At 73.3% G+C, this 22,607-nt stretch carries 21 protein-coding genes and 1 tRNA gene; 10 read left to right on the top strand and 12 right to left on the bottom strand.

Annotated elements, in window-relative coordinates; translation table 11 throughout:
• Positions 1-206 precede the first annotated feature (206 nt).
• The 6 genes from ACZ6CL_RS26955 to ACZ6CL_RS26980 all read left to right on the top strand — a co-directional run bounded on the left by ACZ6CL_RS26955 (position 207) and on the right by ACZ6CL_RS26980 (position 5,376).
• Positions 207-1,031 carry an AfsR/SARP family transcriptional regulator gene (locus ACZ6CL_RS26955; protein ID WP_468052300.1) on the top strand — a complete coding sequence of 275 codons (825 nt, stop codon included), beginning with the start codon at positions 207-209 and terminating at the stop codon, positions 1,029-1,031.
• A gap of 74 nt (positions 1,032-1,105) precedes the next feature.
• A complete protein-coding gene (locus ACZ6CL_RS26960; protein ID WP_468940099.1) occupies positions 1,106-1,843 on the top strand; it encodes a cyclase family protein in 738 nt (245 codons plus the stop codon).
• 8 nt (positions 1,844-1,851) lie between these two features.
• Positions 1,852-3,096 carry an FAD-dependent monooxygenase gene (locus ACZ6CL_RS26965; RefSeq protein ID WP_468939792.1) on the top strand — a complete coding sequence of 415 codons (1,245 nt, stop codon included), beginning with the start codon at positions 1,852-1,854 and terminating at the stop codon, positions 3,094-3,096.
• Positions 3,097-3,195: 99 nt separating this feature from the next.
• Complete coding sequence (locus ACZ6CL_RS26970) at positions 3,196-3,444, top strand: hypothetical protein (protein WP_468939793.1); 249 nt, start codon at positions 3,196-3,198, stop codon at positions 3,442-3,444.
• On the top strand, positions 3,441-4,115 hold the full coding sequence (locus ACZ6CL_RS26975; protein WP_468939795.1) for an SDR family NAD(P)-dependent oxidoreductase: 675 nt from the start codon (positions 3,441-3,443) through the stop codon (positions 4,113-4,115). The genes ACZ6CL_RS26970 and ACZ6CL_RS26975 overlap by 4 nt, the downstream gene beginning before the upstream one ends.
• 13 nt (positions 4,116-4,128) lie before the next feature.
• Complete coding sequence (locus tag ACZ6CL_RS26980; RefSeq protein ID WP_468939798.1) at positions 4,129-5,376, top strand: nucleotide disphospho-sugar-binding domain-containing protein; 1,248 nt, start codon at positions 4,129-4,131, stop codon at positions 5,374-5,376.
• Positions 5,377-5,395: 19 nt separating this feature from the next.
• On the opposite strand, the gene ACZ6CL_RS26985 is transcribed toward ACZ6CL_RS26980, so the two are convergent.
• The 7 genes from ACZ6CL_RS26985 to ACZ6CL_RS27015 form a co-directional block, all read right to left on the bottom strand.
• Positions 5,396-5,469, bottom strand: a tRNA-Lys gene (locus ACZ6CL_RS26985).
• A gap of 56 nt (positions 5,470-5,525) precedes the next feature.
• The gene (locus ACZ6CL_RS26990; protein ID WP_468939799.1) at positions 5,526-6,143 is read right to left on the bottom strand and encodes a bifunctional DNA primase/polymerase; all 618 of its coding nucleotides are present in this window, start codon (positions 6,141-6,143) and stop codon (positions 5,526-5,528) included.
• Positions 6,144-6,303: 160 nt separating this feature from the next.
• Positions 6,304-6,669 (bottom strand): hypothetical protein, encoded by a 366-nt coding sequence (locus ACZ6CL_RS26995; protein ID WP_468939801.1) that lies wholly within the window; start codon positions 6,667-6,669, stop codon positions 6,304-6,306.
• A gap of 175 nt (positions 6,670-6,844) precedes the next feature.
• A complete protein-coding gene (locus tag ACZ6CL_RS27000) occupies positions 6,845-8,212 on the bottom strand; it encodes an AAA domain-containing protein (RefSeq protein ID WP_468939803.1) in 1,368 nt (455 codons plus the stop codon).
• Positions 8,209-9,807 carry a hypothetical protein gene (locus ACZ6CL_RS27005; protein WP_468939806.1) on the bottom strand — a complete coding sequence of 533 codons (1,599 nt, stop codon included), beginning with the start codon at positions 9,805-9,807 and terminating at the stop codon, positions 8,209-8,211. The genes ACZ6CL_RS27000 and ACZ6CL_RS27005 overlap by 4 nt, the downstream gene beginning before the upstream one ends.
• Positions 9,798-11,057 carry a hypothetical protein gene (locus ACZ6CL_RS27010; protein ID WP_468940101.1) on the bottom strand — a complete coding sequence of 420 codons (1,260 nt, stop codon included), beginning with the start codon at positions 11,055-11,057 and terminating at the stop codon, positions 9,798-9,800. Before ACZ6CL_RS27010 ends, ACZ6CL_RS27005 begins: the two co-directional genes overlap by 10 nt.
• Positions 10,963-12,069: a phosphatase PAP2 family protein gene (locus ACZ6CL_RS27015; protein ID WP_468939809.1), complete on the bottom strand. Its 1,107-nt coding sequence runs from the start codon at positions 12,067-12,069 to the stop codon at positions 10,963-10,965. Before ACZ6CL_RS27015 ends, ACZ6CL_RS27010 begins: the two co-directional genes overlap by 95 nt.
• A 299-nt stretch (positions 12,070-12,368) precedes the next feature.
• Between ACZ6CL_RS27015 and ACZ6CL_RS27020 the strand changes: the two genes are divergently transcribed.
• Positions 12,369-12,962 carry a histidine phosphatase family protein gene (locus ACZ6CL_RS27020; protein ID WP_468939812.1) on the top strand — a complete coding sequence of 198 codons (594 nt, stop codon included), beginning with the start codon at positions 12,369-12,371 and terminating at the stop codon, positions 12,960-12,962.
• A 33-nt stretch (positions 12,963-12,995) separates the two neighbouring features.
• Here the strand turns inward: ACZ6CL_RS27020 and ACZ6CL_RS27025 are convergent, their stop codons facing one another.
• The gene (locus ACZ6CL_RS27025) at positions 12,996-14,354 is read right to left on the bottom strand and encodes a tetratricopeptide repeat protein (RefSeq protein ID WP_468939814.1); all 1,359 of its coding nucleotides are present in this window, start codon (positions 14,352-14,354) and stop codon (positions 12,996-12,998) included.
• 186 nt (positions 14,355-14,540) lie between these two features.
• On the opposite strand from ACZ6CL_RS27025, the gene ACZ6CL_RS27030 reads away from it, so the two are divergent.
• From ACZ6CL_RS27030 to ACZ6CL_RS27040, 3 genes are all read left to right on the top strand, one after another.
• The gene (locus tag ACZ6CL_RS27030) at positions 14,541-14,954 is read left to right on the top strand and encodes a hypothetical protein (protein WP_468939815.1); all 414 of its coding nucleotides are present in this window, start codon (positions 14,541-14,543) and stop codon (positions 14,952-14,954) included.
• 109 nt (positions 14,955-15,063) lie between these two features.
• On the top strand, positions 15,064-15,960 hold the full coding sequence (locus ACZ6CL_RS27035; RefSeq protein ID WP_468939816.1) for a spermidine synthase: 897 nt from the start codon (positions 15,064-15,066) through the stop codon (positions 15,958-15,960).
• A 115-nt stretch (positions 15,961-16,075) separates the two neighbouring features.
• Entirely contained in the window at positions 16,076-17,272 is a 1,197-nt protein-coding gene (locus tag ACZ6CL_RS27040; RefSeq protein ID WP_468939817.1) for a chitinase, read from the top strand.
• Between the two features lie 22 nt (positions 17,273-17,294).
• On the opposite strand, the gene qcrB is transcribed toward ACZ6CL_RS27040, so the two are convergent.
• The 4 genes from qcrB to ACZ6CL_RS27060 form a co-directional block, all read right to left on the bottom strand.
• Complete coding sequence (qcrB, locus tag ACZ6CL_RS27045; protein ID WP_468939819.1) at positions 17,295-18,893, bottom strand: cytochrome bc1 complex cytochrome b subunit; 1,599 nt, start codon at positions 18,891-18,893, stop codon at positions 17,295-17,297.
• A 205-nt stretch (positions 18,894-19,098) separates the two neighbouring features.
• The gene (locus tag ACZ6CL_RS27050; protein WP_468939822.1) at positions 19,099-20,505 is read right to left on the bottom strand and encodes a glycoside hydrolase family 1 protein; all 1,407 of its coding nucleotides are present in this window, start codon (positions 20,503-20,505) and stop codon (positions 19,099-19,101) included.
• A 159-nt stretch (positions 20,506-20,664) separates the two neighbouring features.
• Positions 20,665-21,570, bottom strand: a complete 906-nt coding sequence (locus ACZ6CL_RS27055) for a carbohydrate ABC transporter permease (protein WP_468939824.1) — start codon at positions 21,568-21,570, stop codon at positions 20,665-20,667.
• Positions 21,571-21,588: 18 nt separating this feature from the next.
• Positions 21,589-22,605, bottom strand: coding sequence for a carbohydrate ABC transporter permease (locus ACZ6CL_RS27060; RefSeq protein ID WP_468939826.1), 1,017 nt, complete (start codon positions 22,603-22,605; stop codon positions 21,589-21,591).
• Positions 22,606-22,607 lie beyond the last annotated feature (2 nt).

Below are 22,607 nucleotides of genomic sequence, written 5' to 3' on the forward strand. Positions count from 1 at the left end.
CGCGGCGGGGCCGCCGCCGCGGGTCAGTGCCGCCGTCATCGCCAGGGTGTGAATTTGTCATGGGTCGATCTCCCAGGACTCATACCGAGTTCGGTATTCCGGCACTGGTCGGATGCACCGCTCACCCGCGAGTCTTTTCTGTGCCTCGATGGCACGGCCGCGCGGCCAGGAGGCACCTGACGGACCGTTGACGGAGGTACAGGACCATGGACATCAAGGTGTTGGGGCCGCTGAGCGTCGAGGCGTGCGGTCAGTCGATCGTGCCCAGCGCGGGCAAGCCGCGGCAGATCCTTGCACTGCTTTCCGTCTACGCCAACCAGATGCTGCCGGTGCCCACTCTTATGGAGGAAATCTGGGGCACACAGATGCCGCGCAGCGCGCCCACCACCTTGCAGACGTACATCCTCCAGCTCCGCCGCAGGCTGGCCGCCGCTTACGGCCCCCAGGCGCCGCAGGCGTCGAAGGACGTGCTGGCCACCCGGTACGGCGGTTATGTCCTGGAGGCGCAACCGGGCGCGGTTGACATTCATGAGTACGACCGACTGGTGGCCGCGGGGCGCGACGCGCTCGACGCCGGGGACGATGTCGAGGCGTCCCTGCTGCTGCGCGAGGCGCTCGCGGTCTGGCGCGGTCCGGCGCTGGTGGACGTGCGGGTCGGCCCGGTCCTGGAGATCGAGCTGGCCCGGCTGGAGGAGAGCCGTCTGGGCGTTCTGGAGCGCCGTATCGAGGCCGATCTGCGGCTGGGCCGCCATGCCGAGCTGCTGACCGAGCTGACCGAGCTGACCGCCCGCCATCCGCTCCACGAGGGGCTGCACGCCCAGTGCATGGCCGCGCTGTACCGGGCGGGCCGGCCCTGGCAGGCACTGGAGGTCTACCAGGGGCTGCGCGCCCGGCTCGTCGAGGACCTGGGGCTTGAGCCCTCGCCGCGGCTGCAGAAGCTCCAGCAGGCGGTGCTCGCCTCCGACCCCGCGCTCGACGTCGACCTCGAGGGGCACTGGCGTCGGCCGGTGCTCGACCTGTTCGCCGCCTGACCCGCCCCGCCGTACGGTCCACCCTCCCCCGAAACGCCCGGCGCCGCCCTTCAGCCGGGTCTGCTACGGCTCCGCTGCCCGATCCCCCCGCGCGGGCAAGCGGAGCCGTAGTGCATTTCCCGTTTCCCGCCCGCCCGTCCGCACCGCCCGTCCGATCACCAGCCGTCCGATCACCAGCCGTCCGACACCGCCCGTCCGACACCAGCCGAGGGGGCGCCTTGCGCATCATCGATCTGTCCACACCGGTGGACGCCCCCGCGCCCGGCGGTTCCACCGGCGCGTGCGGGAGGTCGCGCGTCATCGACCGGATGCCACTGGAGTGGTTCCTGCGCCCGGCCCATGTCCTGGACATCACCGGCGCCGACCCGGACACCCGCACCGCCGGGGTCGAGGACATCGAGAAGGCGCTCGCCCGGACCGGCTGCCGCCCCCGCCCGCTGGATATCGTCCTGCTGCACACCGGCGCCGCCTGCTGGGCCGGTACGCCGCGCTACTTCACCGACTTCACCGGCCTCGACGGCCCCGCCACCGACTACCTCCTCGACCTGGGGGTCCGGGTGATCGGCACCGACGCGTTCAGCCTCGACGCCCCTTTCCGCCAGATGATCCGCCGCTACCACGCCACCGGCGACCGGTCGGCGCTGTGGCCCGCGCACTTCGCGGGCCGCCGCCGGGAGTACTGCCAGATCGAGCGGCTGGCGCGGCTGGACACCCTGCCGCCCACCGGGTTCCGGGTCGCCTGCTTCCCCGTGAAGATCGCGGGCGCGGGCGCGGGCTGGACCCGCGCGGTGGCCCTCCTCGACGAGGGGTGAGCCCGGTGGTGACGGCACATCAAGAGGTCGACACCGAGGTCTGTGTGGTCGGCGGCGGCCCGGCCGGGCTCGTCCTCGCGCTGCTGATGCTGCGCTCGGGGGCGCGTGTGACCGTGCTGGAGCGCGCCCGCGCGCACGAGCGGGAGTCCCGCGGCGAGATCCTGCAGCCCGGCGCGCTGGCGCTGCTGGACGAGCTGGGGGTGCTCGCCGGGGCGCGGGCGCGCGGCGCCCAGGAGCACGACCGGTTCCGGCTGTTCGAGGGCCACCGGATGCTGCTGGAGGCCGACTACCGCCTCCTCCCCGCCCCGTACGACCATCTGCTGTCCCTGCCCCGGACGCATCTGCTGGACGAACTCCTCACCCACTGCCGCCGCTCGCCCGGCTTCCGCTATCTGCCCGGCCGGAGGGTCGGCGGTCTGGTCTGGCGGGACGGGCGGATCGCCGGGGTCACCGCCGACGGCCCGGACGGCCGCTGCACCGTGCGGGCCCGGGCCGTGATCGGCGCGGACGGGCGGTACTCCCGGGTCCGGCGGCTGGCCGGAATCGGCGCGGGCCGCACCGAGGCGCTGCACCAGGTGCTGCTGTGCTGCACCCTCAGGGCGGGCGGCGCGGACGCCCCGCCGCTCCGCGAGGTGCGGGTGTTCCGCACCGGGGACGGCCCGGTGGTGGTCTACGGCTCCTGGCCGGACCGCGTTCACCTCGGCTGGACGCTGCCGCTGCACGGCCACCGTGCCCTCACCGCGCTCGGCCCGGACCGGATCAGGGAGCGGCTGGCGCGTGCCGTACCGCCGTACGCGACGGCCATCCGCGAACAGGTCCGCCCCCTGGGCGACCTCGGACTGCTGGACGTCTTCTCGGCCCGTGCCCGGCGCTGGGTGGACGACGGGCTGGTGCTGATCGGCGACGCCGCCCACACCCATGGCCCGATCGCCGCTCAGGGCATCACCCTCGCCATCCAGGACGCGGTGGTGCTGCACCCCATACTGGTCAGCGCCCTGGCCGCGGGCGACCTCGGCGCGGATCGGCTCGCCGCCTTCGAAGGGCGCCGGGGACCCGATGTCGCGGCCGTCATACGGATGCAGACCCGGCAGAGCCGGGCCCTGCTCTCGGGCAGCGCGTTCGCCACCCGCGTGCGCCCCCATCTCGCCCGGGCGCTGCGCCACACCCCGCTGCACCGCAAGATGCTCCAACGCATCGCGTTCGGCGGTCCGTCGATCCGCGTCATGGATGCCAGGGTGTCCGGGCGCCCATGACCCGGATCGAGGCGGGCTCAAGTCATGGCGGCGACCATGGCTGTTCTCACCAGCACCCCGCCGGGAACGACCGCGAGGAGGGCGCCGATGGTGCCGAGGGTGTCACACGCAGCCGGGCCGCCCGTCGTGGTGCTGGGCGGCACCGGCGCTCTGGGCGGCGCGGTTCAGCGTGCGGTCAGCGCGTACGGCCGCGCCAAGGAACCGTCGGCGGGGCGCTGGGACTTCGTGGACGTGCGGGATGCCGCCGCCACGGCCCTCGCGGCGGCGACCGCGCCCCGGGCGAGTGGGCTCGGCGTGCCGCTGGCCGAGGCGGGAGCGCCGGACCGGGCGGCGGTGGCGCGCTCATGATGGACCTCGGTCTGGACGGGCGTACGGTCCTGGTCACCGGCGCCACCGGCGCCATCGGTCAGGCCGCTGGCCGCGCCTTCGCGGCGCAGGGCGCGCGGGTGGCGCTCGCCTTCCGGAACCGCCGCGGGGCCGCCGAGGAGCTGGCCGCCGAGCTGGCGGGCCCGGACGGCAACCGGGCCTTCGCCGTGCCGTACGCCCTGGAGGACGCCGCGTCGCCGCGCTGGGTCGTGGCCGCCGTCGAGGAGCGCTGGGGCGCGCTCGACGTCCTGGTGGCGAACGCCTGGCGGCGGGGCGCGCGATCCGACGCGCGCGCCCGTTTCGAGGACATCCCCGAGGGGGACTGGCTGCCGGTCGTCGCGGACAGCCTCGCCCCGGTGATCCGCACGGTGCAGTGCGCCGTCGTCGGGATGCGGGAGCGCGGGTGGGGCCGGATCGCGCTGGTGTCCTCGCGCCGGGTGCCCGACGAGTTCCATGGCGCTGCCGAGGCCGGGCTGCACGGTCTGGCCCGCGGCCTGAGCGGGCAGGTGGCGGCGGACGGAGTGCTGGTCAACGCGGTGTGCCCGGAGGGCGCGCCTTCCGGGGCCGGGGCCGCCGCGCAGACCCTGCTGTTCCTGTGCTCGGCGGCCAACACCCATCTCACCGGCCACACCCTCACGCTCACAGGCGGCTGACCGGGGAGGGATCGTGCGCGTCCTGTTCACGACCTGGGCCCCGGGCGGGCATCTGGTCGCGCTGGTGCCGCTCGCGCGGGCGTTCCTCGCGGCGGGGCACCAGGTGCGGGTCGCGGTCCCGGGCGGCTGCGCGGCGGCGGTCGCCCGGGCCGGGCTGATGCCGGTCCCGGCCGGTGTGCTGCCCCGCGCGCTCGGTGTGTCACCGGCCGTGGCGCGCCGCTCACGCGGCATCTGGCCCGCGGACTGGCCGGTGCGGCCCGGGGTGCTCGGCCCGGAGCAGCACGGGGTGCTGCGCGCCCTCGGCGACCAGCGGGTGGCCATCGCCGAGGCCATGGCCCAGGGGCTGGTGGCCTACGCCCGCTGCTGGCAGCCGGAGCTGGTGGTGCACGACGCGAGCACGTACGCGGGCACGGTGGCCGCGGCGGCGCTCGGCGTGCCAGCGGTCGGCCAGCTGTGGGGGAGTACGGCGCTGCCGCGCCTCGACCGGCAGCGGCTGGACGGCCCGCCGCTGCCCGGCTACGCACGCCTGATGCGGCGTTACGGGGCGGATCCGGCGCGCGAACCGGAGCTGTGGCTCGACCCCTGCCCGCCGAGCCTGGCGCTGCCGTCGCCGGAGCGGCGCCTTCCGGTGCGGTTCGTCCCGTACGAGTCCCCGTACGAGTCGTCGCACGGGGCGTACGAGGGGGCGTACGGCGCGGCGGGCGAGCCGCCGCACGATTCCGCCCGCCCCGGGCTTGCCCGGATCTGCGTCGTGTGGGAGGACGCCGCGGGTCCGCCCGAAGCCGTGCGGACGGCGCTGCGGGCGGCCGAGTCACGCGGGGTGGAGGTCGTCCGGCTGGGCAGCGCCGCCCAGGGGCGCCCACCCGCCGGACCGCCGCACCGGGTGCTGCCGGGCTGCCGCGCGGTGCTCCACCAGGGCGGCGGGGCCGCCGTCCTGGCCGCGGCGGTGGCCGGGGTACCGCAGCTGATCGTCGCGCCCCGCCCCGAGCAGCAGCTCAACGGCGTGCGGGTGGCCCTCGCGGGCGCCGGGGCGCATACCCCCGCCGACCTGCTCGGTGGTTCGCCCCGCATCGCCCGGGCGGCCGGTGCCCAGCTGGCCCGGGACCTCTTCGCCCTGCTGGAGCAGCCCTCGTACGTGGTCGCGGCCCGCGCGCTGCGGGAGGAGGCCCGCTCGATGCCCGGCCCCGAGGCGGCGGTCGCGCGGCTGACGGGCCGCCCCGAGGGCACCCAGGACACACGAAAGGCCCCTCACGCTCGGTGAGAGGCCTTCCGCATGTCGGTGCGCCGCCAGGGACTCGAACCCCGGACCCGCTGATTAAGAGTCAGCTGCTCTAACCAACTGAGCTAGCGGCGCCTGCTGACGTAGAAGACCTTAGCACCCGGGTCAGGCGAAGTGAAAATCGATATCTTTCAGCCCGGAAACAGGGCGGGTGCGCTGGTCACAGCCGTGCCGTCGGCGTCCGTGCCGACCGTGGCACGCAGCGTCCGGGCCGCTCGAACACAGGCCCACAGCAGCACCTCGGGTCCGGGCAGCCAGGGGCTGCGGACGTCGGGGGCGACGAGCCAGCGGGGCGAGGGGGCGTCGTACGAGGCGATCTCCGCCGGGGGCTCGGGCTCCGCCGGGCCGGGGTCCAGGGGGTACAGCGGCGGTACGGTCACCGTGTCGCCCCAGCCGTAGCAGAGCAGCGGGGGTGCCGCGCCGCCCCACTCCTCCCAGCCGAGCAGCGCGGGCAGCCGCTGGGCCGAGCCCGGGGTGGCGAACAGCAGGACCCGGCCGCCCTGGGCGGCCACCGGACCGGTGCCGGGGCCGTCGGTCCATAACCGGCTCACCACCCGGCGCCCGAAGAGCGGGTCCATGCTGACGACGTCGAACGCGGTGCCGCACGGCAGCGGGACCGAGGTCGCCGGATGCTGCGCCCAGAGCGCGTGGATGCCGCGGGGGGACCGGCTGGCGGAAGCGAGCCAGTCCGCGCCGGCCGGGGTGACGTAGGCGGCGGTGTGAAGTGAGTCCCGAGGCGTTCTGCTCATGTTTCTACAATTACCGTCAGCAGGAGAGGTGTCGGGGGATGCGGCAAAACCAGGACATGGCGCGGGGCGATGGGGTACCTTCCGCCCGCATATGCCCCCGGCGCATGATCGCGGCAGGACGCGGCCCGTTCGTGCGGGTTTCCCGTGCGGAGTACGCCCATCAGTCCGGCAGCTCGCCGCTTTGTATCAGTTCGCGACCGAACTCGATCATCTTTTTGGCGTAGTCCTCGGTCCACTCCGCCCGCTCGGCGATCACAGCGGGGGTCAGCCGGTCGAACCGTCTGGGGTCGGCGAGCTGCGCGGCCGCCATCGCCTGGAACTCCATGGCCCGGTCCGTCGCCGCGCGGAACGCGAGCACCAGCTCGGTCGAGCGGGCGAGCAGTTCGCGCGGATCCTCGATCGACTCCAGGTCGAAGAAGTGCGCCTCGTCCTTGACGGCGGCAGTCGGTTCGAAGAGCAGCGCGGCCGGTTTCATGCGCCGTGGCGCGGCGCTGGTCGGGCCCCCCGCCGGATCCGGCTCGGGCATGTGATCTCTCCTCCTGGGTCGTGAGACACGTGCGGTTCGCGGTGCGTCCTGCTCCCATTGTCGCGCGGGAGGCAAGACCGCCGCCCCCACCAGGGGTGTCTCCCCACCGACCCCACCTCCGAACCCAGCGCCCTGTCCGGGCCCCGGGCCCGGGCGGGACGTCCGCGGACGCGCCCTAGGGCCGCCAGGAGACGCGGTGTTCGGCCAGGTGCGACAGGACCGCGTGGTTCGCCTCCCAGCCGTCCGGGAACTTCACCGTCACTCCCAGCTGCACCGGTTCCGTCGACGGATGCTCGTCCAGCAGCTCCGCCACCCCCGCCCGGCACACCACCACGCACGCGTGCCGGTGCCGCGACGCCAGCACGCACAGCCGGCCGGTCTCCAGGTGGAAAGCCGTCGCGTCCGGGCGGCCGGACAGCGGGTGCAGTACCACCGTCAGATCGAACTCACGTCCCTGGAGGCGGTTCGCGGTATCGACGGTGACGCCCGACACTCCGAGCCCCGCCAGGGCCGCCCGCACGGCCGCCGCCTGATCGCGGTGCGCGGTGCCGACCGCGATCCGGTCGGCGGTCAGGGGCACCGGCTCGTCGGCGCGCTCGCTGACCGCCGCGCCGCCCCGGTCCAGCGTCCGCCGGACCACCTGGGCCACGGCCGCCACCGCCTCCGGGTCGGTGCGCGGCGTACGGCGGGCCGGAAGCTCCAGCAGCCCCCACCCCGCGACGGCGGCCTCGTCCAGCACCCGGTCAGGACCCGAACCGTCCGAGGGCACCCCGAACCTCAGCCGCCGGTCACCGTGGTCCGTACCGCTGCGGAAGGGCGTGTACGGATAGAACGCGTCCGAGACCAGCGGCGCCGCCGACGCGGGCAGCCGCCAGGACACCGGCAGCCGGTGCTGCGGAAGCCGCGGATTGTGGGCGAGAAGCGTGGTCACCGCGCTCGCCGACGGGTCGTACGAGAGCCCCGCCCACTGATCGGCGCCCACCACGCTGAACGGGTCGAGCTGCCCGGGGTCGCCGACGAACAGCGCCCGCTCGAAGAGCCCCGCGACGGCCAGCAGCGCGTCCGAGCGCATCTGGTACGCCTCGTCCACGATCGCGTGGCTCCACGGCTCGACGTTCTTGACGTGCGCCCACTTGGCGGCCGTGGAGACCACGATGCCCAGCCCCGCCAGATCCGCGACCTTCGCCGAGCAGCGCACCGCCGGATGCTCGTCGAGCACCGGGTCGTACGGATGCGGATCGCTGCTGTGCAGACGGCCGACCGGAAGGTCCGGGTCCGACGTGGCGAGCCGGTCCACCAGATCGTCCACCTGCGCGTTGGTCTGCGCGACCACCATCAGCGGCCGTCCGGCGGCGGCCAGCTCCCGGGCCGCCCGGACGACCAGCGTCGACTTGCCCGCGCCGGGCGGCGAGTCCACGACGACACCGCGGTGGGTGCCGTGCAGGGTGTCGTGCAGGATCGCGTCGGTCGCGCGCGCGGCCGCGGCCGACGGGTCGAACGGCTTGCCCTTCCCCGTACGGGCCGCCCGGTCCGTGGCGATCAAAGATAGTCCTCCTCGGTCACGGGGTCGGCGTCCTGCATGGCCGGGTCCGGCGGGCCGCCGTGGGTCCACGGCGTGCTCTCGGGGTCAGGCAGGTCGGGACCGCCGCGCGGGGCGTGCTCGAACAGCGTCCAGCACACCCGGTCGCCCGGCTCGGGCACCGAACCCGGCTCCGGCTCCTTGCCCCGGCCCATCCCCCCGGTCAGCCGGACCACGAACGCGGCGGAAGCGACCCCGGGGTCCTCCGCGGGCTCGGCGTCCCCGGCGAACTCCCCGGTCTGGGTCCGGCCGTCGTCCATCACCCGGTACAGCTTGATCCGCTCGGCCAGATGCGGACGGTCCTCGGTGCGCACCGTGACCAGCGGCCGCGGGCGGGGCACCTTCGCCTCCGACCAGGCCATCTCCACCTCGGTGACCTCGCCCGCGAACGCCTCCCCGGACAGCCGCCGCCCCGCCATGACCAGCGGATCGTCCAGCGCCTCCTGCGCGTCCAGCTGGGCCTGCGCGGTCTCCCGCGCGGCGAGCTTCTGGGCTGCCGTCACCGCGTCGTCCCGCTTCGGCTGGGGCGGCTCACCGGCCCGGACGCGGTCCCGGTGGCCCGTGTACGACCAGCGGTCGCGCTTCCAGCGGTCTGCCACCCGCGCGCCCTCCGGCAGCTCCCGCAGCAGATCCACGCCCCGCCACAGCGCGTCCCAGGTGGGCGTCAGCTGGGAGGCGATCAGCTCGCGCAGCTCCGCCTCGGCCGCCCGCAGCCGCGCCTCGCCCCCGGCCACGCCGCCGGTCACCTCGGAGCGCGCCGCGTCGTACCGGGAGATCGCCGGGGCCAGCAGCTTGTTGTCGAAGGCCGGATCGGTGGCGGGGCCCGCGGGCGGGTACAGCAGCTGCCCGTCCCCGTCCCGCGCCGACTCGGTGTGCAGCGCCGCCTCCGCGCCCGGGACGCCCTCCGGCGGGTCGATCCAGGCCAGCAGCGACCCCAGATGCTGGTCCTCCAGATTGCTCTGCCCGGTCGCCCAGTGCCGGCCCAGCAGCTCGGTCAGCGACAGCAGCAGCGAGGAGCCGGGCACCCGGGACCGCTCCCCGTAGTGCGTCAGCCACCGGCCGAGCAGCGGTACGCGCGGGGGCGCCGGGAACGGCGTTTCCGGATCCTGCTCGGCGGTGCGCCGGAACCGCATCGACCGGCCCAGCAGCCGGACGAACGCCACGCCCGCCCCGCTGGGCACCAGCAGCTGCGGCGCGTCCGCGCACAGCTCGACCTGGACCGGCACCTTCTTCCCGGTCTCCGGGTCGGTCTCCTTGCGCTCCTCCAGCTCGACGTCGTCCGCGTACCCGTCCAGGTACGGAAGCATCTCCTCCGCCAGATCGGCGAGGAACGCGAACCGCAGATCACGGTTGCGCGGCTGCGCCACGATCAGCAGCCGCGGCGCGTCCCGGTCGGTGCCCACCAGGGCGCCGAGCGGCGCGCCCGTCTCGCCCGCGGTGATCAGCGGTACGAACGCCAGCGGCCGCTGGGAGAGATGCCGGTGCCGCACCGTGGCGAGGGGGCGCGCCCGGCCCTCCCGGACGGCCTCCATCCGGGCCAGCGTGGTGATCAGCGACATGCCGCCTCCACGGGCCGCGCGGCGGTGGCCAGGGCCTCGGCGCGCAGGGCCGCCGCGCGCCGCAGGGTGTCCACGGCCGGGTCGCCGGTGGGCTCCGGACCGCCGGATTCCAGGGCGGCCGCGAGCACGGCCTCCACCGTGGTCAGCCCGCCCAGCTCGCCCCGCACGCCGCGCCCCAGCGACTCGACGGCGCCCGCCGCCCGGGCCCGCTCCCGGCAGTGGAGGGACAGCTCACAGGTGGACAGGCACTCCGGCGCGTACGCCGCGTCGACCGACTCGACCGCGGCGGTCAGCTCCTCGACGGGCCGGGTGGCGGTCTGGCCGTCCTCGGCGAGCCGCAGGTCGAAGGTGGTCCCCTCGGGGAGGGCGGCGGCGATCTCCTCGATCCGGGTGAGGCGGCCCAGCTGCCGCCGCGTTACGGCGAGTTGCTTGCGCACATCGACGAGTTCGGCGGTCGGCAGGTTGGAGAAGTCCTTGGGGCAGACGAGCAGCACCTCGTGCCGCACGCGGGCCCAGACGCCCTCCTGCTTGCCCTCCGGGCCCTCTGTGGCCTCCCCGAGATGGGCCGCGATCCGCTCCAGGGCCAGGGCGTAGACGGCCGACTGCCGGGCCGCCGCGCCGACCTTGGCCGGGTCGGCCGCGCCGTCCACCATGGGGAAGGACTTGATCTCGACGACCGTCCAGGAGCCGTCGGGGTGCACCACGACCGCGTCCGGCTCCAGGAAGGCGGGGGAGCCCGCGACGTCCAGGCTCACCATCGGATGGTCGAGCAGCGCCCACCGGCCCGCCGCGGTGGCCTCCCGCAGCGCCAGCGCCGTACGGGCCGTACGCCCCTGGGGACCGGCCGCGGTCAGCTCGGGGGCCGCGGTGGTGTCCGGATCGGGCGCGGCCGAACCGTCGGCCAGCCGCTCGTGCAGCAGCCGCATGAGCAGCGCGCCGCGGTCGGCCTTGACGTGGGCCTCGAAGGTGTTGCCGCGCTGATGCGCGAACTGGGACTGGCCGAAGGGCGCGGGCGCTCCGAGCGCCCGCGCGAGCGCCCCCTTGTCGACCCCGGCGCCGTCGAGCAGCGCGCGGCGGCGGCAGCCGGGGTTGGCCGCCAGCGCGGCCAGCGCGCGGGCGTCCATCGGATGCGGAACGGCGGACGGGCCGCGCAGCTCAGCGAGCTGGTGCCGCAGCGCCGTCGCCCGTACCGGCTCCCCGGCCGTGGCCGGCACCGGCACCGGCTTGCCGTCCGCCGCCGTCGCCGCCACCCGTACGTTGCGTGTCCGCGCCCCTGCCCTGCTGTCGGGGGATCCGTTCCCGTTCACGGGCCGAAGTCTCGCACTTGTCACTGACATTCGCGGCAGCGCCGGGGTTTCCGGCCGGGATTCCGGCGGTGGTTCCGGCAGCGGCCGCGCCCGTGGAAGCGTCGCTGAAAGCACCACTGGCAGCGCCTGCCGCGGCTTCGGGCGCGGCGTCGGCGGTCCGGGTCGCCGCGGCGGCGCGGGCCGGGCGGAAGCGGCCGCGGAGGGTCTGAGCGAGCCGCAGCGCGGGCCGGGTCAGCAGCGCCCCGACGCCGACGGCGGCGGCACCGGCGGCCGCGTCGAGGAAGTAGTGGTTCGCGGTGCCCATCACCACGAGGGTGATGACCAGCGGATAGACCACGGCGACGATCTTCGACCACACCGAGCGCCCCTGCCACCACAGCGCTATTCCGCACCACAGCGCCCAGCCCACATGGAGGCTCGGCATCGCCGCGTACTGGTTGGTGAGCCCGCCCATGCCGCGCGGCGCGGACGCGTCACCGCCCCACCAGCCGTAGGAGCTGTATTGAGCCATCGTGTCGACGAAGCCCTGGCTCGCCTCCAGCAGCCGCGGCGGGCAGGTCGGCACCACGACGAACCCGACCAGGCCGATCATCGTGGTGATCAGCAGCCAGGTGCGGGCGAAGCGGTAGTCCGAGTTCCGGCCGCGCCTCCACAGCCATACCAGGACCGCCGGGGTGGCCGCGTAGTGCAGTGACGCGTACAGGAAGTCGGCCGGTATGCCTATCCAGGCGTGCTTGGTGAACAAATCGTTGAGCGGCGACTCGAAATCGATGTTGAGCTGCCGTTCGAAACGGAGGATTCCCAGGCCGTGGTCGACGGCCGTGGACACATCGCCTTGGCCCAGAAGCCGACCGCCCGCGTACGCGAGGTACACCACCGCGATCAGCGGCAGCTCGGTCCACCAACGGGCCTGACTTCCCAGTGTCGCTCCGTCACGGGGCGCTGCTTGGGGCATCCGGACGCTCTCCCAGTCAAAAGTCAGGCGGCCACAACATGGCGCGCGGTCAACCGTACGGTGTCGTCGAGGCGGCCCCCGCACCGCCCCCGGGGACCCACGGTTGATAACCGCGCGAGGAGGAAGACGTCAGGAGTCCCCCCGAGGTTGCCTCTCGATCACGTGCGCGATGATGGATGGACAACGAACGGACAGCGATCCGTTCCCCAGGGCGCGTAGAGCGCAGGTATCCGCGGGCGGTCGCGTGGCACGGCGCACGGGGCGCGCGGCAGGCACGTCATCCGGTGAAAGGCGACCCCATGGCACCACGCATCCTCCTGGCCCGGCACGGACAGACGCGGTGGTCGCTCCTGGGCAAGCACACCGGCCGTACGGACATCCCGCTTCTGGACGAGGGGCGGCGCGGCGCCGAACTGCTCGGCGAGCGGCTCCACCAGGACGCCTGGGCGGGGCTGCCGGACGCCGAGGTGCGCACCAGCCCGCTCGTACGCGCCCAGGAGACCTGCGACCTGGCGGGCTTCGGCGACCGGGCGCAGGCCTGGGACGCCCTGCTGGAATGGGACTACGGCGCCTACGAGGGGATGACCCCGGCCGACATCAAGGCGGTCCGCCCCGGCTGGCTCATCTGGCGCGACGGCGTCCCGGAGGGCGAGTCGCTCGCCGCGATCACAGCCCGGGCGGACGCGGTGGTGGAGTGGGCGCGCTCCGCCGACCGGGATGTGCTGGTCTTCGCGCACGGCCACATCCTGCGCACCCTGGGGGCCCGCTGGCTCGGCTACGACGTCTCCTTCGCGGCCCGCATACGCCTCGACCCCACGTCCCTGTCGATCCTGGGATGGGCGTACGGCGAACCGGCCATCGAGCGCTGGAACGACACCGGGCACCTGGCCTGACCTCCCGCACCTCCCGCCACCGCGGCCACGCCGTCAGACCGGGCTCTCACGGTGGGCCTGCTGATAGCGGGCGAGGAAGTCCGCGACCGACGCGTTGCGGCCGTGCGGGCGCAGCAGCCGGGCGGTGTCCTCCAGCATGCGGCGGATCCGGGAGGACGTGACCTGGTTCAGCAGGCCCAGGGCGCGCCCCGCCGCCGCGGCGGCCGCCTCCGGCTCGCCGTCCGCCACCAGGTCGTTCGCCAGTTCCGTGGTGAACAGGGCGATGTTGCGGGTGAAATGGGGCTTCTGGAGGGAGACCGCGCGGCGCGCGTGCTCCGCCGCGCGCCCCCAGTCGCCCAGCGCCGACCAGCACTGCGCCTCCAAGCCCTCCAGTTCGGCCTCGCCGAAGAAGGTCATCCACTCCGGGTCGTCGTCGCAGGGGCCGCGGCCGAAGAGCGACTGGGCGCGCAGCAGGGCCCGTTCGCAGCCGCCGCGGTCGGCCAGCCAGGCCCGGCCGCCCGCCTCGCGCAGCGCGATGAGCGACAGCAGCCGGGGCGAGGCCAGCCGCCGTGCGGCCCGCTGCGCGGCCTGGGCGGCGCGTACGGCCTCGCGCGGGCGGCCCGCGTCGCGGGCCAGGAAGGCGGTGTTGCAGAACGCGTGGGCCTCGAGCGCGGGATCGCCCGTGACGCGCGCGGTGGCCAGCGCCTCCGCGTAGTGCGAGCGGGCGTCGGTGAGCCGTCCGGAGTCATGGGCGAGCCAGCCCACCGAGATGGCCAGCTCGCCCGCGCCCGCGTACAGCCGCTCCACCACGGAGCGGCCGTGGCCGCCCGCGTCGAGCAGCGCGTACGCGGCGCTCAGCGGGCGCGCGGTGTGGACGTAGAGGCTGTCCGCGCCGTGCCGGTCGTCCAGCAGCCGGATGCGGCGCACGGCCTCCTCCACGGCGGCCACCTCGGCCTGCCCGGCCCGCCGGGAGGTCCGCACGGCCTCGGCGGCGGCCACCGCCCCGCCGGCCACGAACGCACGCCGTAGCAGTTCGCTCTCCTCGAAGACGTCGATGTCGGCCGGGGCGCGGGGCTCCGGCTCCGGGCGGGGTGCCGGAACGGCGGCGGGCCCGACCGGGCGGCCCCGGACCGCCTCGCGCGGGGTGAACCCGAGGTCGGTGAGGGCGCGGCCGGGGAACATATGGCGGAAGACGCGCTCGTACGCGTAGTTGGGGCAGCGGATCGCCCCCGACTCGACGCGGCCGATATAGCGCGCGTCACAGGAGACCTGTTCGCCGATCTCGCGGGCCGCGCGCCGTACGGACGCCGCGAACTCGGCCGGTGAGAGCTGCCCGCGCAACAGCCGGAACGCGGTGTTCGGGCGGGGGGACGTGGCTGGCGAGGCTGGCGAGGATTCCGGAAGCGGCCTCAAGGTGACCCTCCCTACGGTGCTGCCGTGTCGGCGGGGGAGAACCGTACCGGTTACGACGTTCCGGACATTCGGATATTCCCGGCAATAAAGACAAGTCGCCCGCGATCTGCCATGAACTGCCATCCTTTACGGCGGCATTCGGCCGTAGCCGTTGACACTGCCGAGCGTTGAACCCTGAGCAACCCGATGAAGAGGGAGGCCGGAGTGGATATCAGCCGCTCGCGGACGACTGCCCAACATCACCCGCGCCAGGAGTGTGATCTGGTCACCGTGCCCGCCCGCCAGGGGCTGGAAGCGGTGGACATCCTGCGCCGCGGCTGCGACGGCCTCGGCCCCGTGATGCACGACAACGCCTGCGACACCCTCGGCTTCCTGGTGCCGCCCGGCACCGCGGACGGCTGGGACATGCCGGGCAGCGCCTGCACCGAGACGGCCGGGCGCGGCATGCGCATAAGCGACGGCGGCGCCTCGGGGCAGGGCGCCACCCACTGGCTGGTGCCGCCGGACGCCGCGTACACCGGCGCCACCGACCCCGCGGAGCTGCGGGCCGCGCTCGGTGAGGCGGCCCGCACGATCGAGGCCGTCGACCGCTGCCAGTAGTCCCGCTGTCAGCAGTCCCGCTGCCAGGAGCCCCCCGCCAGAAGCCTCGCCGCCAGCCCGCCGCCGGGCGGTGGCCCGGCTGTCGGTGGCCCGGCTCATACTGGGGCACATGGCGAAAGGCACGAAGAAGCGAGCGGCGGAGCGCGGGCGCGCGGCGGGCCGGGGGCGTACCCCCGAGCCGATCACAGCGCCCGTCGACGGGGGCCTCGCCGAGCTGGTGCCGGACCGCGACCGCCCCCGCGGCTGGACGCTGCTGCTGGACGGCAAACCGCAGTCCCATGTGGACCTCGACGACCCCGGTCACCTCGACTTCGAGTACCAGCGGCGGCTCGGCCACGCCGCCGACCTCGCCGCCCCGCCGGGGCGCCCGCTGCAGGCCGTCCATCTGGGCGGCGGCGCCTTCACGCTGGCCCGCTACATCGCCGCGACCCGGCCCCGCTCCACCCAGCAGATCGTCGAGATCGACGCCCCGCTCGTCCAGTTCGTACGGCGCGAGCTGCCGCTCGGCCCCGGCGACCGGATACGGGTGCGGGGCACCGACGCCCGGGCCGGGCTCGCCAAGGTGCCCGAGGGGTGGGCCGATCTGGTCATCGCGGACGTCTTCAGCGGGGCCCGCACCCCCGCGCATCTGACCAGCCTGGAGTTCCTGGCCGAGGTCCGCCGGGCGCTGCGCCCCGGCGGGCTGTACGCGGCGAACCTCGCCGACGGCCCGCCGCTGGCCCATCTGCGCGCCCAGATCGCCACCGCCCGCGCCGCGTTCGCCGAGGTGTGTCTGACCGCCGACCCCGCCGTGCTGCGCGGCCGCCGCTTCGGCAACGCCGTCCTGCTGGCCGCCGACCACGAGCTGCCGGTGGCCGAGCTGACCCGCCGCGCCGCCGTGGACCCGCACCCCGCCCGGGTCGAACACGGCCGCGCGCTCGCGGACTTCACCGGTGGCGCGGTCGCGGTCACCGACGCGACGGCCACGCGGTCCCCGGCACCGCCGGCCGCCGCCTTCGAGCGCTGAAGCCGCTGTCTTCGAGCGCTAAAACTGTCGCATTCCACAGATCCGGTCGTGTGTTCCCGGTCCGCTCGCTAGCGTGCCCCCGTAGACCACCCAACTCCGTACGCAGGGTAGGCAGATGATGAGCCGCAGGTACCGCCGTCGCCGCAGCGTGGGCCGGAGCACGATGGCGATCGGCGCGACCGCCGTCGTCCTCGTGGCGGGCGGTGCGGCGTTCGCGCTGAGCGGCGCGGTCGGTGGCGGGGAGTCGGTGAACGAGGCACCGGACCTGGGAGCGGGTACGGGGCCGGGGACGGGACCCGGGACTACGGGGCCGGGGACGGGACCCGGGACCGAGCCGGGCGGGACACCCAGCACGACGCCGGGCACGCCCCCGGGGACGACACCGGGGCAGCAGGGCGACGGGGCGGGGGAGGCGGTGGACGCGCGCTTCGCGCCGTACATCGACACCTCGCTCCACGTCCCCTACGACATGGTCGGCACCGCGAAGAAGACCGGCGTCAAGGAGTTCACGCTCGGCTTCGTCTCCCCCGGCGGCGGCTGTACTCCCCAGTGGGGCGGCAGAACCGCGCTCGGCGGCGACAAGGTGGCCCGGCAGACGGAGGCGCTGCGCGCGGAGGGCGGCGACATACGGGTCTCCTTCGGCGGCCAGTCCGGGAACGAACTGGCCCTGGCCTGCTCTTCGGTGGACGAGCTGGCCGCGGCCTACGGCGAGGTGGTGGACCGGTTCAAGCTCACCAAGGTGGACTTCGACATCGAGGGCAAGGCGCTGAAGGACGCCGCGGCCAACACCCGCCGGGCGCGGGCCATCGCCGCGCTGCAGAAGGAGCAGCCCGGCCTGGACGTCTCCTTCACCCTCCCCGTGATGCCCACCGGCCTGACCCGGGACGGCGCCGAGCTGGTCGCCGACGCCGAGAAGAACGGGGTGAAGGTCTCCGCCGTCAACATCATGGCCATGGACTACGGCACCTTCTACGACGGCGACATGGGCCAGTACGCGATCGACGCGGCCACCGCGACGCAGAAGCAGCTGAAGAGCGCGCTCAAGCTGAGCGACGAGGCGGCGTGGAAGGCCGTCGCCGTCACCCCGATGATCGGCGTCAACGACGTCAAGGTCGAGATATTCACGGTCGAGGACGCCACCCAGCTGGTGCGGTTCGCCCGGACCAAGGGGCTGGGCAAGCTGTCCATGTGGTCCGCGACCCGCGACAAGCAGTGCGCGGGCGGCGCCCAGAAGTCGGCTTCGGCGATCTGCAGCTCGGTCGAGCAGGACGCGCTCGCGTTCACCAAGGCGCTGGGCGGCTACCGGGGCTGACCGCACCGGCCCCGGACACGACCTAGTGGTGGGGGGTCTCCTGATGCTCCCGGTACTCCTCGGCCGTCGGCTTGGCGATCTGGCCGCCGTCGCCGAAGTAGAAGCGGGACAGCCGCGCCCGCAGCCGCACCGAGCGGGACAGCTTCCGTTCGACCCCGGCGCCGTCCACGGCCGGTGGCAGCTCCAGGGGTTCGTACTGCTCGTAGGCCGTCAGCGTGTACCGCTCGCCCGGTGACAGCGGCTCGTGCACCTCGATGTACTCGCCGTGCGGCAGCCGCTGGATGACGCCGGTCTCGCGGCCGTGCAACACCATGTCCCGGTCGCGCCGCTGCAGACCGAGGCAGACGCGCCGGGTGATGGCGAACACCACGAGCGGCACCACGAAGAAGCCGATCCGCCCGGCCCAGGTGATCGCGTTGATCGACAGATGGAAGTGGGTCGCGAAGAGGTCGTTGCCGCCGCCGACCAGCAGAACCGTGTACAGGCCGATCCAGGCGGCGCCGAAGGCGGTGCGGGTGGGGGCGTTGCGCGGGCGCTGGTTCAGATGGTGTTCGCGCTTGTCGCCGGTGATCCACGCTTCGAGGAACGGATAGAGCCAGATGGCGAGCAGCACCAGCGGGAAGACCACCAGGGGGATGAAGACACCGAGGACCAGGGTGTGGCCCCACAGATTGATCTCCCAGCCCGGCATCAGCCGGATCAGCCCCTCGGAATAGCCCATGTACCAGTCGGGCTGGGCGTCGGTGGAGACCTGGTCGGGCCGGTAGGGGCCGTACGCCCAGATCGGATTGATCTGGGCGATGCCCGCCATCAGGGTGGTGATGCCGAAGACGAGGAAGAAGAACCCGCCGGATTTGGCGACATAGACCGGCCAGAGCGGGGGACCGACGATATTCATGTTCTTCTTGCCGGGCCCGGGGTGATGGGTGTGCTTGTGATAGACGAGCAGGATCATATGGAGGGCCAGCAGGCCGAGCATAATACCGGGAATGAGCAGCACATGGAGGGTGAAGAGTCGGGGGATGACGATCGTCCCGGGGAACTGCCCGCCGAAGAAGAAGAACGACAGATACGTGCCGACGATCGGAACCGACAGGATCGCGCCCTCCATGAAGCGCAGCCCGGTGCCGGACAGCAGGTCATCGGGGAGCGAATAGCCCATGAAGCCGTCGAACATGCCGAGGATGAGCAGTCCGGCGCCGGAGAGCCAGTTGATTTCGCGTGGCTTGCGGAAGACGCCGTTGAAGAACGTCCGCATCATATGAGCGATCATGCTCGCGATGAAGAGCACGGCCGCCCAGTGGTGGATCTGCCGCATGAGCAGGCCGCCGCGCACGTCGAAGCTGATGTCCATCGTGGACTCGAACGCCTGGGACATGCGGATGCCGTTGAGCGGCTCGTAGCGGCCGTGGTAGACGACCTCGTTCATGGCGGGCTCGAAGAACAAGGTCAGGTAGACGCCCGTCAGAATGATGATGACGAACGTGTACAGGGCGATCTCGCCGATCAGGAAGGACCAGTGGTCGGGGAAGACCTTCCGCAGATTGGCCTTGGCCATCGAGAAGAGGCCGACCCGCCCGTCGAACCACCCGGCGAGTGACTCGCCCTTTGCTTTGCTCATATCTCATGCATTTACCAGCCCCGTCCGCCGTCCGCCCCGTCGGCCGGGCGTGTGGACCACGCCGTAATCCATTCGGGCGAGTGCGGGTTGCGCGCGGGGAGGAATAAGCGGCTCCGCCCACCCCCCCCAGGCTGGGCGGAGCCGCGGTCTTTTCCCGCGCTCCGGATGACGCGTCCGGATGACGCGTCCGGACGACGCGTCCGGATTACGCGTCCGGCAGCTCCCCGGTGCGCGCGACCTCCGCGTACCAGCGGGCGCTGGACTTCGGGACGCGGGCCTGGGTGGGGTAATCGACGTAGACCGCGCCGAACCGCTTGCTGTAGCCGTACGCCCATTCGAAGTTGTCCATCAGCGACCACAGGAAGTAGCCGCGCAGATCGGCGCCGTCCGCGATGGCCCGGTGGGCGGTGGCCAGGTGGGCGCGCACGTATTCGATGCGCTCCGGGTCGTGGACGTGCCCGTCCGCGTCCGGCTTGTCGTCGTACGCTGCGCCGTTCTCGGTGATGTAGAGCGGCACGCCCGGCGCCTCCCGGGTGTAGCGCATCAGCAGGTCGTACAGCCCGGTCGGGTCGACGGTCCAGCCCATCTCGGTGCGCTCGCCCGGCGTCTGGTGGAAGGCGACCCGCTCGGAGCCCGGCCAGGGGGAGTGGGCGCTGGCCCCGTGGCCGTCGTGCCGGGCGGCCTGGCCCCCGTTGTCGGTGGCGGCTGATACCAATGAGGGCGTGTAGTAGTTGATGCCGAGCGCGTCGAGGGGGTGCTTGATGACGGCCAGGTCGCCATCGCGGACGAAGGACCAGTCGGTGATAGCCGCCGTGTCCTCGATGAGGTCGTTCGGATACGCGCCGCGCAGCAGCGGCCCGCTGAACACCCGGTTGGCCAGCGCGTCGATACGGCGCTGAGCGTCCACGTCGGCCGGGTCCTGGGTGAGCGGGCGGATCACCGCCGGGTTGAGGCTGATGGCGATCTGGGCGCGGGCCGGGAGGGCGGCCCGCAGCGCTTGGGCGCCGAGGCCGTGGGCCAGGTTCAGGTGGTGGGCGGCGCGCAGCGGGGCGAGCCGCTCGGTGCGGCCCGGGGCGTGCACTCCGGAGCCGTAGCCGAGGAAGGCGCTGCACCACGGCTCGTTGAGGGTCGTCCAGTACTCGACGCGGTCGCCCAGCGCCTCCGCGACGATCCCGGCGTACTCGGCGAACCGCTCGGCGGTCTCGCGTTCCGGCCAGCCGCCGGTGTTCTCCAGCTCCTGGGGGAGGTCCCAGTGGTAGAGGGTCAGCACCGGCTGGATTCCGGCGGACAGCAGCTCGTCCACCAGCCCGCGGTAGAAGTCCAGCCCGCGCTGGACGGCGGGGCCCCGGCCGGTGGGCTGGACGCGTGACCAGGAGACCGAGAAGCGGTAGGCCGCGAGGTTGAGGTCGGCCATGAGCCGGATGTCCTCGCGGTAGCGGTGGTAGTGGTCGACCGCGACGTCGCCGGTGTCGCCGCCGAGCACCTTGCCGGGGGTGTGGCTGAAGGTGTCCCAGATGGACGGGGTGCGGCCGTCCTCCTGCGCGGCGCCCTCGATCTGATAGGCGGCGGCGGCCGCGCCCCACAGGAATCCGGGCGGGAAGGAAAGGGTCATGGAAGCGCTCCCATTCGAGGTCGTGATGCGGGGAGGGACGGGGGAGAGGGAGGCGATGGCGGTGCGGGCGGAGGGCGCGGTCCGTGGCCGTGCGCTGGGTGGCTCGGCCACAGGCCGCGCCCTGGACGGGTGGTCAGCCCACGCGCCCTGGACGGGTGGTCAGCCCTTGACCGCGCCCTGCATGATGCCTCCCACGATCTGCTTGCCGAAGAGCACGAAAGCGATCAGCAGCGGCAGGGTGCCGAGCAGCGCCCCCGCCATGATCACGGACTGGTCGGGGACATAGCCGCGGCCCAGTCCGTTCAGCGCGACCTGGACGGTGGGGTTGCCCGTCTGGGTGAGCGCGATGATCGGCCAGAAGAAGTCGTTCCACGCCTGGACGAAGGTGAGCATCCCCAGCACGGCCATGGCCGGGCGGGCCGCCGGGAAGACCACGTGCCAGATGACGCGCAGGCTGCCGGCGCCGTCCATCCGGGCCGCCTCGATCAGCTCCGTCGGCAGCGCCTGGCTGAGGTACTGCCGCATGAAGAACACCCCGAAGGCGGTCACCAGCGTCGGCAGGATGACGGCCTGGAGATGGTCGGTCCACTCCAGCTTCGCGACCACCATGTACAGCGGCACGACGCTGAGCTGGGGCGGCACCATCATCGTTCCGATGGTGAGCATCAGCAGCAGGTTCTTGAAGCGGAAGCGCAGCTTGGCGAAGGCGAAGCCCGCGATGGTCGAGAACAGCACGGTGCCGGTCGCGATGGTCCCGGCCACCACGGTCGTGTTCAGCAGCGCCTCGCCCATATTGGCGTCGTTCCACGCCACATCGAGGTTGTGGAACAGGTTCCCGCCGAACCAGAACGGCGGCGGGGTCTCGGCGAGCCGGGTGTTGGTGCGGGACGCGGCGATGGCGGTCCACACCAGCGGGAAGAGCGAGCCGAGGGTGAACAGGGTCAGCACGGCGTAGGTGATCTTCCCGCCGTGCAGCTGCCTGCCCGCGCGGTTACGGCCCTTCCGCCCGGCCGGGGGCGGTGCGGGTGGTGCGGACGCCGTCCGGGAAGACATGGTGGCGGTCATGGTGGTCCCTCGTCTCCCTCACTGGCTCTTCCGCAGCCGTCGCTGCACCAGCCAGTTGGCCGCGGCGATCAGCAGCAGGATCAAGAACATGGTCCAGGCGATGGCCGAGGCCCGGCCGAGATGGAGGTTCACCCAGCCCTGCTCGTACATGTACAGCCCCAGCGTCTGGAACTGGTGGCTGGGCCCGCCGGTCGCGCCCGCGCTGCCGTTGAACAGCAGCGGCTCACCGAAGAGCTGGGTCGCCCCGATCGTGGACACCACGATGGTGAACAGGATGGTGGGGCGCAGCGAGGGGATCGTGACATGGAGGAACTGCTGCCAGCGGGAGGCGCCGTCGAGCGACGCCGACTCGTACAGATCGTGCGGCACCGCCTGCATGGCGGCCAGGTAGATCAGCGCGTTGTAGCCGGTCCAGCGCCAGATGACGATCGTGGAGACGGCGAACTGCGAGGACCAGGTGCCGTTCTGCCAGTCGATCCCGTCGAGGCCGATCAGGCCCAGTGCCCAGTTGATCATTCCGTAGTCGCGCCCGAAGAGCAGCACGAACACCAGCGTCGCGGCGGCGACGGAGGTGGCGTACGGGGTGAGGATGGCGACCCGGAAGAACATCGAGCCCCGCAGCTTGTAGTTGAGCAGATGCGCCAGCCCGAGCGCCATGATCAGCTGCGGCACGGTGGAGATCAGCCCGATGGTGAACGTGTTCTGGAGCGCGTTCCAGAAGAACTCGTCCTCCCACAGCCGGGAGAAGTTCCGCATCCCGACCCATTCCATATGGGTGGGGTCGGTCAGCTCCACCCGGTGCAGCGCGGACCAGCCCGTGTACACCAGCGGGAAGAGCCCGAACGCGAAGAAGAAGACGAAGAACGGGGCGACGAAGGCGTACGGGCTCCACTTCACGTCCCAGTGGTGACGGCGGGAGCGCCAGGCGCGCCGCCGCTGCTCCCGGGGATCGAGGGGCGCCACCGGGGTGGCGCGGCGCGGGGCCGGGCCCCCCCGCCCTGCGGGGGGCGCGGCAGTACCGGAGGTGGTGGGCATTC

Source organism: Streptomyces sp. NPDC041200 (assembly GCF_055591805.1).